Origin of the sequence: Bacillus sp. MMSF_3353 (assembly GCF_030733445.1) — a bacterium.
Taxonomy (GTDB): domain Bacteria; phylum Bacillota; class Bacilli; order Bacillales; family Bacillaceae_G; genus Bacillus_A; species Bacillus_A wiedmannii.
In genome coordinates, this window is record NZ_JASHJA010000003.1 from 95,220 (window position 1) to 110,001 (window position 14,782).

A 14,782-nucleotide genomic window follows, 5' to 3' on the forward strand; every position below is an offset into this window, starting at 1 on the left:
GTTATTGTACGTTTTCAGGAACACCTAAATGTCTTGCAACATAGCGGCACATTTCTTTTTCGAAATTACCATATGTGTATAAAAAGATATCTAAGCCTTCTTTTTGATAAAGACGAGTAGGGTCTTCTTGTTGATATTGTCTTAGCCCGATGCCTTCTTTTAAGTGAGTCATTGCATCTAAGTGATTTACCCAGTTCTGATCTAGGAAATGAAGGGAAACATATCGTAGCGACTGCTGTAAATCAGTATGGCTATTTAGCTCATTTACGCGCTCTTTATAAAGAGATAATGTTTCTTTCAAAACGGATTGTAAATCTTCCGGTGAATGTACATTATTCGCTGATAGTGATGGCATGTTTTCTACTGGTAAAATTTCATTTATATTTGCTGTTAAACTAGCGAAATCCCATTCTTCTGGAAGCATACCTTCCAAAAGATATTGCTTAGAAATGGCTTCTACAGCATGATCAATCATTGGAATAATAATTTCAATCATATTTATATCTTCTTGTAACAAGTTATTACGTAATTTATAAATAACGTTACGTTGGTCATTTATTACATCATCTAACTTTAAATTGTACTCACGCATTGAGAAATGGCTACCTTCACAAATTAATTGTGTACGGTTCACGAAGTCATGAACTTTAGAAGTTAGAATAAGTCCTGTTTCATCTGACTTCAGTGATTTATTTAATTTCTCCATTTCTTCATGTGCGAAACGTTTTAACATTTCATCTTCTAAAGAAAGGAAGAACTGAGAACTACCTGGATCTCCTTGACGACCAGCACGACCTTTTAACTGATTGTCAACGCGTCTTGATTCATGGCGTTCTGTCCCGATTACATGTAATCCACCAAGTTCGTGAACACCCTCACCTAGTATAATATCAGTACCTCGTCCGGCCATATTCGTCGCAATTGTAACTTGTCCTTTTTGTCCAGCTGTTGCAATTAAATCGGCCTCTTGTTCTGCGCTTTTCGCATTCAATAATTGATATGTAATATGCACTTCATCTAAGTAACGCGCAACGGTTTCAGATTGTAAAATAGACATTGTCCCAATTAAAATCGGGCGTCCTTGTTTATTGTGCTTTAGAACATCTTCACGTACAGCTTTATATTTAGCATCGGCTGTTACGTACACGACGTCATTTTTGTCTTCACGAATGATAGGACGGTTTGTCGGAATTGGCATAACTTCCATGTTATATACACGGTTAAATTCTTTTTCTTCCGTTTTTGCTGTACCTGTCATACCAGATAATGCTGGATACATACGGAAGAAGTTTTGAATTGTAATGGATGCTTGCGTTTGGTTTTCTTCAGTGATTTCTAAACCTTCTTTTGCTTCAAGAGCTTGGTGTAAACCGTCACTTAAAGAGCGACCATCCATAACGCGGCCCGTGAAAATATCTACAAGTAGAATTTTTTCATCATGTACAATATAGTCAACATCACATTGGAAAGCGACATGAGCTCGTAATGCTTGGATCATATAATGATATAAAGTTTGATGTTCTAAATCATATAGGTTATCGATATCAAATAAATCTTCTATTTTTGTAATACCGTCTTCTGTAAAACTAGCAGATTTCGATTCTGCATCGTACGTGTAATGAAGAGTATCCTGGAATGATTTAATAACTTTTGCACATAAATAGTGTAAATCAGTGCTGCTTGATTTCTTACCCGCGATAATAAGAGGCGTCTTCGCTTCATCAATTAAAACGCTATCAATCTCATCGATAATAGCAAAATGATAGGGACGTTGTACCTGTTCATTTTTTGAAGAGGCCATATTATCACGTAGATAGTCAAAGCCAAATTCTGTTCCAATACCATATGTAATATCAGCTTCGTAAGCAAGTTTCTTTTCGGTAGGATCGATTTGAGGAATATTCAATCCAACCGTTAAACCTAGAAATTCATGAACTTGGCCAATTAATTCTTTATCTCGTTTTGCTAAATAGTCATTTACAGTAATAACGTGAACGCCTTTTCCTTCAAGAGCACGTACGTATGTTGGAAGAGAAGAAACTAATGTTTTTCCTTCGCCAGTTGGCATCTCTGCAATATTACCTTCTAATAGTACAAGGCCACCAATTAACTGCACATCGTAGTGTCGTAATCCAAGTACACGCTTTGCTGCTTCACGTACAACAGCGAACGCCTCTACTTTTATATCATCCACTGTTTTTCCATCATGTAGCATGTTTTTAAATATAATAGTATTATGACGTAATTCTTCATCAGATAAAGCAGATAGTTTTGCTTCTAGATTATTAATGTCTTGAACAAGTTGTTCATATTTTTTTAGTTTTCTCTTTTGAGAATCTCCTAACAGCTTTTTTACCGAATTCAGCATGTTGTAAACACTCCTCTTACTGACAATAGCTACATTATAGCACATGTTTATCTGGAATAAGTAGAAGTAGTAAATTGAAGAAAAAACTGGATATAAATAAGGTGTTATTGCACATGCTATATTTGAAGGGCATAAAGAAAGAGAGTATTCAATGTATAAGAAATTTGGTATGATAGCTAAATGAGATAAAGTGAAAATTTTCAAAAAAGAGAAGAATATAGCTATCTCGTTTTATGATGTAATAAGTATTTAAATTATATATTGAAAGAAAAGAGCTAGAAGATGAATAATAAGTTTGTGAAAGGCGCTGCGATTTTAACGATTACAACGTTTCTATCGAAAGTGTTGGGAAGTTTTTTTCAAATCCCATTACAAAATATAGCAGGAGATGAAGTGCTTGGGATTTTCCGCCTTGTTTTTCCTGTATATATGATAGCTTTAACTTTATCAGTAGCGGGAGTACCGCTAGCTATATCACAGTTAATCGCTGAACTTCATGAGAAGAATGACCAGGGCGGGATTGCCAAACTATTTACGTCAGCATCTATTATTGGAGTAATATTTGGGGTGCTTGGATTTTCGGTTATTATGATTGGATCAAGTATGTTTGCAAATATGCTTGGTGGACAAGATACGAGACTCCCATTAATTGTCACTTCGTTTGCTTTATTAATCGCACCATATATGGCGGTATATCGAGGGTATTTCCAAGGTTTTGGAGATATGATTCCTACCGGGGTGTCACAAGTGATTGAGCAGTTCATTCGTGTTTTCTTTATGTTAGCAATTGCATTCTTATTCGTATCTTGGAATAAAGATAGTGATGTTGTAACAGGCGGCGCAATGATTGGTTCTTGCCTTGGGGTAATTACGTCACTTATCTATTTGAGATTGAAGTATGTAAAAAGTATATATCGTTATAAAAGTAATACATATTCACTGCAAGACTTTAAAGAAAATGCAAAAAAGATACTTCAGGTTTCGATTCCAATTGCGATTGGAGCATTATCGATGCCGTTGTTAAATTTAGTTGATTCTGTAACGATTCCACATATGTTGCATGAATCCACTACAACGATTCAAGAACAATTTGGTATATATAGTCGTGGCTTTGCGTTTACACAATTAATTGTCGTGTTTGCAAGCGCGATGGTATTTCCGTTAATCCCGTTGTTAACTGCTGCATTAACAAAGAAAGATATAGCGTTAGCAAAACACACAATTGAACGAACAAATGAGCTTGCTCATGTTTTAACAACGCCGATAACAATCTGGCTCATGGCACTTACAGTCCCGTTAAATGTTGGGTTGTTTACAGATGCTAAAGGGAGCGGCATGTTAGCTATTTTAATTGGTAGTTCGTATTTCACATCACTTATGGTATTATCAATAGGGATTTTGCAAGGAATTAACCGTTCTAAGCAAGCGGCGTGGATAGTTGTTGGAGCGAGTTTTGTAAAAGTCATATTAAATATAGTACTCGTAAGTCAATTTGGCATAACTGGTGCGGCTTATAGTACACTGATCATATATATCATAATTTGTATCGTAAATTATATATACATTCGAAAAGAATTGGCTTATTCAATTCGCATGGGGAGATTTTTTGCTGTAATCGGAGTATCTAGTATAGTAGGTATAGGATTATATTTCACATCTACTGTAATAAATGTGGTAGATTCTAGATTTATTGCAATGATGTATAGTGGTTTAGCATTTTGTGTGGCCTTGTTCATATATGGCATATGCGCATTAAAGTTGAACTGGATATCCAAAAAGCAAATTCCATTTTTAAGTAAGTAAATTTGTCTATAAATGAGTATGGCTATGTATATGTTTGTGAAAGAAATCAATTTGAAGTTATCCAACTTTTCTTATTAAAGAGTTGATAGCAATTTGTTGAATGACAAAAAGTTGATTGCGAAATGTTGGAGGAGATTAAGAGTGCGGTTAGTTTTATCAGGATATTATGGTTTTTATAATGTTGGGGACGAAGCAATTTTGCAATCAATTATTAAAGCGCTACATGAAGAGAATCCTACTCTTGAGCTTGTTGTACTTTCGAATGACCCCGACTATACAAGAAAAATGTACGGTGTAGAGGCAGTAAATCGCTGGGATATAAGAGCAATTTATAAGGAAATAAAGAGAAGTAACGGTTTAATTAGCGGAGGGGGAAGTCTCCTTCAAGATAAAACGAGTATTAAAAGCATTTTGTACTATACAGGTATTATGCGGATTGCTCGTTTTTTGAAGAAGCCGTATTATATTTACGCGCAAGGAATTGGTCCAATTACGAAAAGACAAAATCGTTTATTAGTGAAATGGCAAGTATCAAAAGCGGCATATATATCAGTTCGTGATGAAGATTCATTTTTGTATTTAAAAGAAATGGGTATTAAGAAAGAGATCGAACTAGTTCCAGATCCAGTATTGGCATGTCAACCAGAAGGAATGAAGTCGGATTGGCTGCAAAAACATTCGATTCAAGGGAAAGTAATTGGAGTTAGTGTGAGGTATTGGGACGCGAAAGAAGATTATATGAAGAAGCTAGCAGATACGCTGAAAAAATTTAAGCGTGAAGGATACCATATTTTATTCGTACCAATGCACGGACCATTTGATCAAAATGCATCACGCGATATTATTAACTTAATGGGAGAAGAAGCTCATATGCTTCCGTATAAGCTGGATATTCATGAGAAAATTTCAATTTTGTCGGAATGTTCGCTTCTAATAGGTATGAGACTTCATGCGCTTATATTATCAGCGGTTGCTAATATTCCTATGGTCGGTATTTCATATGATCCAAAGATCGATTCATTTTTACAACAAGTAAATCAGCCGATTATCGGAAACGTAGATGGTGACTGGACGGCTGAAACTTTGTATAACGTGGCAACGAAACAACTGGAACAAAAAGAATATGTACAAGAAACATTGGAACAAAGAGTAGAAGAATTGAGAGAACAAATTTCAACAGCGTCTCGCTACATCATAAGTGACTTGAATTCAAAAGAGTTCGAAAAAAGGGGAATGTAATCTTAATTTAAGAGGACATCCTCTTTTTTTATTAGTTGAAAAATATAAAATGTCGAAAGAAAATAAATATTTGTAGAAAAATGTCGAATTGTATAAATACTTTTAAATGTATGCTCATAAAAAAGAAGTTTGAGAGATAAGATGTATGTTTGATAATCCTAACATTCTTATATAGAGAATGTTAGGATTATGCGTTTTATTTGGTAAATTATAAGAAAATAGGTTTGTTAATTTTAAAGAATGAGAATGTAATAAAAATGTCGAAGTATATAAAAATAAGCTGTCGATTAATGTCGTAATATCTTCATAGTTAAATATTGAAATTGGAAACGTTTTTCTGTTATAGTTGTAAATGGTTATAAGAAGATGGTTGAAAATGTAATTCTGACGCGTTTTTCCGTTCATTTAAAATATTCTGATTTTATAATCTGGATGTTTTAAAATAAAAGTCGAAAAAATGATCGTTCAGAATTTCGAAAATTCACTTTTTTGTCGAATTTGAGATTTTAAATTGGATGAAAAGGGTGTATGATTTCTTTACGATTCCGTAATACAGGATATTCTATTATTCTGTACAAAGAATATGTTAACCACATTTATATCTACTAGTTTCAAAAATAAATAGAATATCTATTTAAAAACTTATGGAACTAGTATTACATTCCTAAGGAGGAAATATATAAAATGGCAAAGACTAACTCTTACAAAAAAGTAATCGCTGGTACAATGACAGCAGCAATGGTAGCAGGTGTTGTTTCTCCAGTAGCAGCAGCAGGAAAATCATTCCCAGACGTTCAACCTGGTTCTTGGAGTGCAGAGTACATTGATTATTTAGTAGCAAAAAAAGCAATCGAAGGTAAGCCAGACGGAACATTCGCTCCAACTGAAGCAATTGACCGTGCTTCTGCTGCGAAAATTATGGCAATTACATTAGGTTTAGAAGTTAAAGAGGGTGCAAAACCATCTTTCAAAGATGCTCAAGATTCATGGGCTGCTAAATATATCGCAGCTGTTGAAAAAGCTGGTGTGATTCAAGGGGATGAAACTGGTAAGTTTAATCCAAACAACCAAATTAATCGTGCTTCTATGGCAACAATGATCGTAAAAGCATACAAATTAGACAGCAAAGTAAGCGGAGAATTAGAAACTAAATTCTCTGATTTAGAAAAGCACTGGGGTAAAAAAGCTGCTAACATTTTAGTTGCTTTAGGTATCACTAATGGTACTGGTAATGGTTGGGAGCCAGATAAATCTGTAACTCGTGCAGAAGCTGCTAAATTCATTGCTAAGACTGACATGCAGTTCGGACAAAAAGCAGAAGCTAAAGTTGAGTCTATTAAAGCAATCAACGCTAAAGAGATCGAAGTTAAATTCGGTACTGAAGTTAAAGATGTAACTGCTGCAAACTTTGCAGTTGTAGAAGGTTCAAAAGAACTTGATATTGAAAAAGTTGAGTTAAGCAAAGATAAAAAATCAGCAACTATTACACTAAAAAATGCACTTGTAAATAAACAAGCTTATGTTGCACATGTTAAAGAGGTTAAATCTGTAGATGGAAAAGACATTCCAAAAGCATTAGAAGTAATTTTCTTTAACGATGAAGTAGCTCCAACTGTATCTACAGTATCTACTCCAGACGGAAATGTTAAAGTAGTATTCAGTGAAAAGTTAAGTGCAGATGAAGTAACTGTTGTTATTAACGGTACGAAATTCACAGCTTCTCCTGTAGACAATACAGTTACATTAACAAAAGCTGATGTTGCATCTGTAGTTAAAAACGGTGAAGCATTTAACGTAATCGTAACTGGTGCTAAAGATTTAGTTGGTAACACAATGGAAATGTACGAAGGTAAAGCTACTTATAAAGTAGAAAAAGATGTTACAGCTCCAGAAGTTAAAGAAGTTAAAGTGAAAGAACTTGCTGAAGGCGTAGCTACATTAGAAGTTACATTCTCAGAAGAACTTTCTGCAGAAGGTAAAGTAGTAGTTAAAAAAGGTAATAAAGTAGTAGAAGGTACTACAATCGCTCTTGATCAAGATACTACAAAAGCAATTGTTACAGTACCAGGAGCTCTTACAGAGAAAGAAACAGCTGCAAACATTACAGTTGAATTTGTTGGCTACAAAGATGCAGCTAACAATGTAGGTACTAAAGTAACTAAAGAAGTAAAAATTACAAAAGATGTTGTAGCTCCTAACTTCGTAAAAGTTGAAGCTAATGAAAATAAAGCAGCAACACTTACTTTCGATAAAGATGTAACTGCGCAAGAAGGAAAACTTCGTGTAATTAACTTAGATACAAGTAAAGATGTAACTAAAGAAGTAGCTGTTGCTCCAGTTGAGGATAATAAAAAAGCTATCACTTTAACATTCCCAGAAAAGGGTAACTATAAAGTTGCTGCTACAAAAGGATTTGTAAAAGATACAGCTGGTAATGAATCTGCAGCATTTACTAAAGAAGTAAAAGTTGTAGAGAAAAAAGAAGAAGGTAAAAAAGATGAAGTAGCACCAAAAGCAACTAAAGTTGAGCGTGTTGCAGATAGCAAAACTAAGTTTACAGTAACATTTGATAAAGAAGTAAAAGGTGGCCAAGGCACTGATTCAGCTTCTAATGCAAACAACTACACTTTAGCTGGTGCTAAATTACCAGAAGGTACTTTAATCGTTGTTAATGCTGATGGAAAATCAGTAACAATTGAATTACCAGAAACATTTACTTTCGAAAAATCAGAAACAGTGAAATTCACAGTAGCTAACGTTGCAAACAAAGATGGAGTAAAAATGGGTACAACAAACTTATTAGTAAATGTTGTAGATACAAAAGCTCCTGAATTCAAATCAGCTAAAATTACAAAAGTTGATGCTAAAGAAATCACTTTAACATTCTCTGAAGCTGTAAACGTTGATGCAAATGACTTTGTAATTGACCTAAACGGTGTAGTATTAACTACGACAAAAGCTGATGTAACAGCTGAAGCTTCTAAAGACGTAGTTCTTAAAGTAACAGCTCCAACAGATGTTAACTTAGCAACTGGTACAGTTACAGTAAAAGCTAAAGAACTAGAAAATAATGCTAAATATGAGTTTAAGACTACTGACAAAGCAGGAAATGCACTTGCTGCTTTCAAATCAGTAACAGCAACTCGCTAATTGAAATTTATTTCAATGAAAAGAGTCCACAATATGTGGGCTCTTTTTTTATGGTTAATTTCTATATAAAACGATCTCTAAAAAATAGATTATATTTTGCAAATTAGTAGTTCGTTTTATTGAGAAATAAATCGAAAGCGTTTTCAAAAATAGAAGAATATCTCATTAATATGTAAATTATTTGTAAATTCACACCTTTTTTTGTTAAAAAAACATTCGAAAAGAAGAATAAAATGTCGAAATTCAATAATTTTAGTCGAATGCAGTCTGAAAATTGTATTTATTGTAAAAAACATTTAAGTGATGAAGTGGAAATATGTGCTATAATTCCAATTGTGTATTCGATATGAAAAATATACGAAGCGCAGTGAGAGTGGTTTATAGGAAAACAGTTTGTTCATTTCTATATTTGAGTATTATTAATATACTAATAATACAATGAAAAGACTGAATTATCAGAATGTGTCGAATCTTCTTTTGAGAAAGTTCTTGATAACGAATAGTTTTGTATAGTATGATGAACTTGTTTCAAAAAATGGTATTTAAACCTTATATTTACATTTAACGGTTTGTATCATTTTATTATATGAACTACTTTTCATTATAGTATTTTTGTTTGTGCTTTTATTGTTTTATGGTTTTTCTAACTAGCTAGTTTTCAAATTTAATATGATATGAAACTAGTAGCATATTCCTGAAGGAGGAAATTTATAAAATGGCAAAGACTAACTCTTACAAAAAAGTAATCGCAGGTACAATGACAGCAGCAATGGTAGCAGGTGTTGTATCTCCAGTAGCAGCAGCAGGAAAATCATTCCCAGACGTTCCAGCTGGTCATTGGGGATTAGATTCTATCAATTACTTAGTAGATAAAGGTGCAATCGAAGGTAAGCCAGATGGTACATACGCTCCAGCTGAAGAAATTGATCGTGCTTCTGCTGCGAAAATTATGGCAATTACTTTAGGTTTAAAAGTTGAAGAGGGTGCACAACCATCTTTCAAAGATGCTAAAAATCATTGGGCTTCTAAATACATTGCAGCTGTTGAAAAAGCGGGTGTTGTTAGAGGTGATGGTAAAGAAAACTTCTCTCCAGATAAAAAGATTGACCGTGCTTCTTTCGCTTCTATGATAGTAGGTGCTTATAACTTAAAAGATAAAGTTAACGGCGAGTTAGTTACAAAATTTGAAGATTTATTAGATCATTGGGGTGAAGAAAAAGCAAACATCCTAATCAATCTTGGACTTTCTGAAGGAACAGGCGGAAATAAATGGGAGCCAAATAAATCTGTATCTCGTGCAGAAGCAGCTAAATTTATCGCAGTAGCAGATAAAAAATATGGCAAAAAAGATAATGCACAAGCATATGTAACTGATGTGAAAATTTCTGAACCAACGAAATTAACATTAACAGGTACTGGTTTAGATAAGCTTGCTGCTGAAGATGTAACTCTTGATGGAGACAAAGCTGTTGCGATTGAAGCAAGTGCTGACGGTACTTCTGCAGTTGTAACACTTGGTGGTAAAGTAGCTCCAAATAAAAATCTTACTGTAAAAGTGAAAAATCAATCATTCGTAACGAAATTCGTATACGAAGTGAAAAAATTAGCAGTAGAAAAACTTACATTTGACGATGATCGTGCTGGTCAAACAGTTGCTTTCAAATTAAACGATGAAAAAGGTAACGCTGATGTTGAGTACTTAAACTTAGCAGATCATGACGTCAAATTTGTAGCAAATAACTTAGATGGTACATCAGCAAACATCTTTGAAGGTGGAGAAGCTACTTCTACTACAGGTAAACTAGCTGTTGGCATTAAGCAAGGTGACTACAAAGTAGAAGTACAAGTTACAAAACGCGGTGGTTTAACAGTTTCTAACACTGGTATTATTACAGTGAAAAACCTTGATACACCAGCTTCTGCAATTAAAAATGTTGTATTTGCGGTAGATGCTGATAATGATGGTGCTGTAAACTATGGCAGCAAGCTTGCTGGTAAAGACTTTGCTTTAAATAGCCAAACTTTAGTTGTTGGTGAAAAAGCATCTCTTAGTAAATTAGTTGCTACAATTGCTGGAGAAGATAAAGTAGTTGATCCAGGATCAATTAGCATCAAATCTTCAAACCACGGTATTATCTCTGTAGTAAACAACTATATTACTGCTGAGGCTGCTGGTGAAGCTACACTTACTATTAAAGTAGGTGACGTAACGAAAGATGTTAAATTTAAAGTAACGACTGATTCTCGTAAATTAGTATCAGTAAAAGCTAACCCAGACAAATTACAAGTTGTTCAAAATAAAACATTACCTGTTACATTCGTAACAACTGACCAATATGGTGATCCATTTGGTGCTAACTCAGCTGCAATTAAAGAAGTTCTTCCAAAAACAGGTGTAGTTGCAGAAGGTGGATTAGATGTAGTAACAACGGATGCTGGCTCAATCGGTACAAAAACTGTATCGGTTACAGGTAACGAAGTAGGCGAAGGTACAGTTCACTTCCAAAATGCTAATGGAGCTACTTTAGGTTCATTATATGTGAATGTAACAGAAGGTAACGTTGCATTTAAAAACTTTGAACTTGTATCTAAAGTAGGTCAATACGGCCAATCACCTGATACGAAACTTGACCTAAATGTTTCTAACAAAGTTGAGTATCAATTATCTAAGTACACTTCAGATCGCGTATACTCTGATCCTGAAAACTTAGAGGGTTATGTAGTTGAGTCTAAAAACAAAGATATAGCTGATGCTAAAATTGTTGGAAATAAAGTTGTTGTAACAGGTAAAGCACCAGGTAAAGTTGATATCCACTTAACGAAAAATGGTGCAACTGCTGGTAAAGCGACAGTTGAAATCGTTCAAGAAACAATCGCTATTAAATCTGTAAACTTCAAACCAGTTCAAACAGAAAACTTCGTTGAGAAGAAAATCAACATCGGTACTGTATTAGAGCTTGAGAAGAGTAACCTTGATGATATCGTAAAAGGTATTAACTTAACGAAAGAAACACAACATAAAGTACGTGTTGTAAAATCTGGTGACGAGCAAGGTAAACTTTACTTAGATAGAAACGGCGATGCTGTATTTAACGCTGGCGATGTAAAACTTGGAGATGTAACAGTATCTCAAACAAGTGATTCTACACTTCCAAACTTCAAGGCAGACCTTTACGATACTTTAACTACTAAGTACACTGACAAAGGTACATTAGTATTCAAAGTATTAACAGATAAAAATGTTATTACAAGCGAAATCGGTTCACAAGCTGTACACGTTAACGTTCTTAACAACCCAAATCTATAATTCGATTATAGATGAAGTGAAAAATCAGTGGGGATTCATCCCCACTGATTTTTTAATAGAAAGAAGGCTCTTGTACATTTACAAGAGCCTTCTTTCTATTTCTTAAACTTAAACATATCCCCAATCAAATTCGAATCACTATACACGAACAATACCATGTTAATATTGTTGTCTTTAATGTATTGATATACATCTTTTTCGTGATAGTGACGCAGGTCGAGGATAGATGTGTGTTTGAAGCTTTGTGCTAAGTGTGGCACGATTGCGTTTGCGAATGAGTCTTTTAGGACTAAGGCGCGTACTTCATTTGGTGCATTGTTATTTTCGGTGACGATTTCTGGATAGTCGTCCGTGTAATATCCTGCGTATGATGTTGTATCTTTTTGTTTTTCTACGCCGTATATGTCATCTAAGTTTTGATGAACAGTACCTTTCACATCTTTTGCGGTAACGCTTGTGAAGTTGAAACCGCCTTTCGGTGTGTAGTAGCACAATTTTTCCCCAGTTGCATCGATGAGTTGGTATAGTTGGTTGTTGAAGCTTCCGACTAAATGTTTATTTTGCGCACATGTACGAGTGTAGTCTTCTTTTTTTATTTCTTTTCCTTTATATATAGAAGACTGTTGCCCGATTGTGTTCATTATATATTGGTAGCCTAAGAAGGCACCGTCCATATTCCAATGATGATCTGTTTTGAAATACATGTCCTGTATTTCTTCGTTCGTATAGTTCTGTTTATAGTGTTCCATAAGTTTTATTGGCTTTACGTCAGCTGGAAGTTTTGTTAGAAAGTAATTTAAATTGTCCTGTGCATAAGTGTGAATATGAGAAGGTAATTTAAATGATAATGCATTCGTTTTTGACGGTGGTAAAGCAAAGTAAAACTCGACGTTTTGTTCTTTTAAAAACTGAGATAAGTCGTTTATAGCAGGCATGGATTGGTCAATTTCGTTATATTTTGTCGTCCACGCCGGGTTTTTTAGGAGCCATTTATCATCAGTTAAAATAATGTCGTTAATGAGAGACTTGCCCATATTAATTTGGGCAATCGTATAGTTTTTAATAAGCTCATCTCGTCCGATTAATTGATCATTTGTGTATGTTTCAAAATCTTTAAAGAAGCTACCAGTTAGGAGAGCTTCTTTCGTAAGTGCTGGTTTTTGAGCGAGCGGCCGATTTTCAACTGGTGAAATGTCTCGGTCTGTTTTGAGTAACGATAATATGCCAAATGAAAAGATAATGGTGAGAAAACCGATAAACAGGATGAGGTTCCCCAATTTTTTCATAATAACTTTTCCTTCCTACATCAGTTAAAACCTGAAATAAATAAATGGATTATATGTTGAGTTAATCAAGTACATAACCGAAATCATAAATAATGTTAGTAATAATATAGGACGTACAAATTGCGTCGTGAACATATACGTTTTTGGCGCAAGTTCTAGTATGTTTTTCATTCGTTTTAAAATTGGAGTCGCTGCGATAAAGGCAATGAGAAATACGATAATGTATTCATGTACGTATAACATTGTATTGTCATCGATGAAAGATTGTCCTCCTATGCCGAACATCGCTTTTAAATATTGGAACGAGTAAGCGAAGTTGTCAGCTCGGAAGAAGACCCAACCGATCATAACGATTAGTAATACGTATGCATGTTGCAGCGGTTTCCATAGTTTGTTTAATATTTTTTCGAATCCAGCTTTTTCAATTGAAATAATAAAGCCATAATATAAGCCCCAGGCGATAAATGTCCAGCTCGCCCCGTGCCATAAACCAGTTAATCCCCATACGATGAAGAGGTTACGATAATTCGCTAGTCTTGAAACACGGTTTCCGCCGAGCGGGATATATATGTAATCGCGGAACCAAGAACCGAGTGTAATATGCCATCTTCTCCAAAACTCTGAAATAGATTTAGAGATGTATGGGTAGTTGAAGTTTTTCGGGAAATCAAATCCGAACATTTTTCCAAGTCCGATTGCCATATCAGAGTACCCTGAGAAATCGAAATAAATTTGGAGAGTGTAGGCGATAATACCAATCCATGCCGTTCCAACACTTATTTCAGATGGTGGTAAGGCAAATATTTTATCGGCGACAAATCCTACTTGGTTGGCGATTAATATTTTTTTTGCTAGTCCGAGAACGAAAATTTGAATACCTTCTGTGAATCGTTCAAAAGAATGGATGCGCGTTTTAATTTGCTCAGCGACGATATTGTAACGAACAATTGGTCCGGCAATAAGCTGAGGGAAAATAGATATATATAGCGCTAAATTAAGTGGATTTTTTTGAACATCCCCATCTTTACGGTATATATCGATGACATAGGACATCGCTTGGAATGTATAAAATGAAATTCCGATTGGTAGTGGAATAGGTTCCACATGAATAGATAAATGCAATGATTTGTTTAAAATGTCTGTGAAAAATGAAATATATTTAAAATAAGAAAGTAATAAAATATTTCCGACCACAGCCATAACTAAAAATGTGACTTTCATATTTTTTCGTTTATCATAATGATGCACAAGTAGGCCAAAGCAGTAGTTTAATACGATGGAAAAGAGCATTAAAAGAACGAAACGCGGTTCGCCCCATGCATAGAAAATTAAACTAAATGCAAGTAATACGAAATTACGTAGCTCGGCACGCACTATAAAATAGAGAAATAATACGAGAGGTAAAAAGATAAATAAGAAAATCGAACTACTAAATACCAAAGGACTCTCCTCACTTTTTTCGAAATACATTTCGTGCAAAAAAAAACCGACATATCTATTATATATTCTTTTATATAATAGTGCCTTTAATATTTTATCATGTTAATAATTTGATTAAAATAATTATTCTATATAAGTAGTTTCTCATTTCATACATAAGAAAGGTGTGCCATTAAGTGTTTTTTTATG

The 14,782-nt window shown here is 34.4% G+C and carries 7 protein-coding genes; 4 read left to right on the forward strand and 3 right to left on the reverse strand.

Translation table 11 applies throughout. The features are described from left to right. Position 1: 1 nt before the first annotated feature. Entirely contained in the window at positions 2–2,368 is a 2,367-nt protein-coding gene (gene secA2, locus RBB48_RS08545; RefSeq protein ID WP_306007532.1) for an accessory Sec system translocase SecA2, read from the reverse strand. A 282-nt stretch (positions 2,369–2,650) separates the two neighbouring features. Here secA2 and RBB48_RS08550 point away from each other — a divergent pair, with 282 nt between their 5' ends. The 4 genes from RBB48_RS08550 (at position 2,651) to RBB48_RS08565 (ending at position 11,867) form a co-directional block, all read left to right on the forward strand. Beyond that, entirely contained in the window at positions 2,651–4,171 is a 1,521-nt protein-coding gene (locus RBB48_RS08550; RefSeq protein ID WP_087985744.1) for a putative polysaccharide biosynthesis protein, read from the forward strand. A gap of 141 nt (positions 4,172–4,312) precedes the next feature. Beyond that, positions 4,313–5,410, forward strand: coding sequence for a polysaccharide pyruvyl transferase CsaB (csaB, locus tag RBB48_RS08555; protein ID WP_306007533.1), 1,098 nt, complete (start codon positions 4,313–4,315; stop codon positions 5,408–5,410). Positions 5,411–6,094: 684 nt separating this feature from the next. Continuing rightward, positions 6,095–8,560: an S-layer homology domain-containing protein gene (locus RBB48_RS08560; RefSeq protein WP_306007534.1), complete on the forward strand. Its 2,466-nt coding sequence runs from the start codon at positions 6,095–6,097 to the stop codon at positions 8,558–8,560. Between the two features lie 715 nt (positions 8,561–9,275). Beyond that, positions 9,276–11,867 carry an S-layer homology domain-containing protein gene (locus RBB48_RS08565; RefSeq protein WP_088062136.1) on the forward strand — a complete coding sequence of 864 codons (2,592 nt, stop codon included), beginning with the start codon at positions 9,276–9,278 and terminating at the stop codon, positions 11,865–11,867. A 95-nt stretch (positions 11,868–11,962) separates the two neighbouring features. Here the strand turns inward: RBB48_RS08565 and patB1 are convergent, their stop codons facing one another. Continuing rightward, positions 11,963–13,153 carry a secondary cell wall polysaccharide O-acetyltransferase PatB1 gene (patB1, locus tag RBB48_RS08570; RefSeq protein WP_262719703.1) on the reverse strand — a complete coding sequence of 397 codons (1,191 nt, stop codon included), beginning with the start codon at positions 13,151–13,153 and terminating at the stop codon, positions 11,963–11,965. 24 nt (positions 13,154–13,177) lie between these two features. Beyond that, complete coding sequence (locus RBB48_RS08575; RefSeq protein WP_098082468.1) at positions 13,178–14,593, reverse strand: MBOAT family O-acyltransferase; 1,416 nt, start codon at positions 14,591–14,593, stop codon at positions 13,178–13,180. Positions 14,594–14,782 lie beyond the last annotated feature (189 nt).

Excerpts from the sequence above, each read along its gene's own strand:
- secA2 (WP_306007532.1), bottom strand. The coding sequence starts at position 2,368 with ATGCTGAATTCGGTAAAAAAGCTGTTAGGAGATTCTCAAAAGAGAAAA.
- RBB48_RS08550 (WP_087985744.1), top strand. The coding sequence starts at position 2,651 with ATGAATAATAAGTTTGTGAAAGGCGCTGCGATTTTAACGATTACAACG.
- RBB48_RS08560 (WP_306007534.1), top strand. The coding sequence starts at position 6,095 with ATGGCAAAGACTAACTCTTACAAAAAAGTAATCGCTGGTACAATGACA.
- RBB48_RS08565 (WP_088062136.1), top strand. The coding sequence starts at position 9,276 with ATGGCAAAGACTAACTCTTACAAAAAAGTAATCGCAGGTACAATGACA.
- patB1 (WP_262719703.1), bottom strand. The coding sequence starts at position 13,153 with ATGAAAAAATTGGGGAACCTCATCCTGTTTATCGGTTTTCTCACCATT.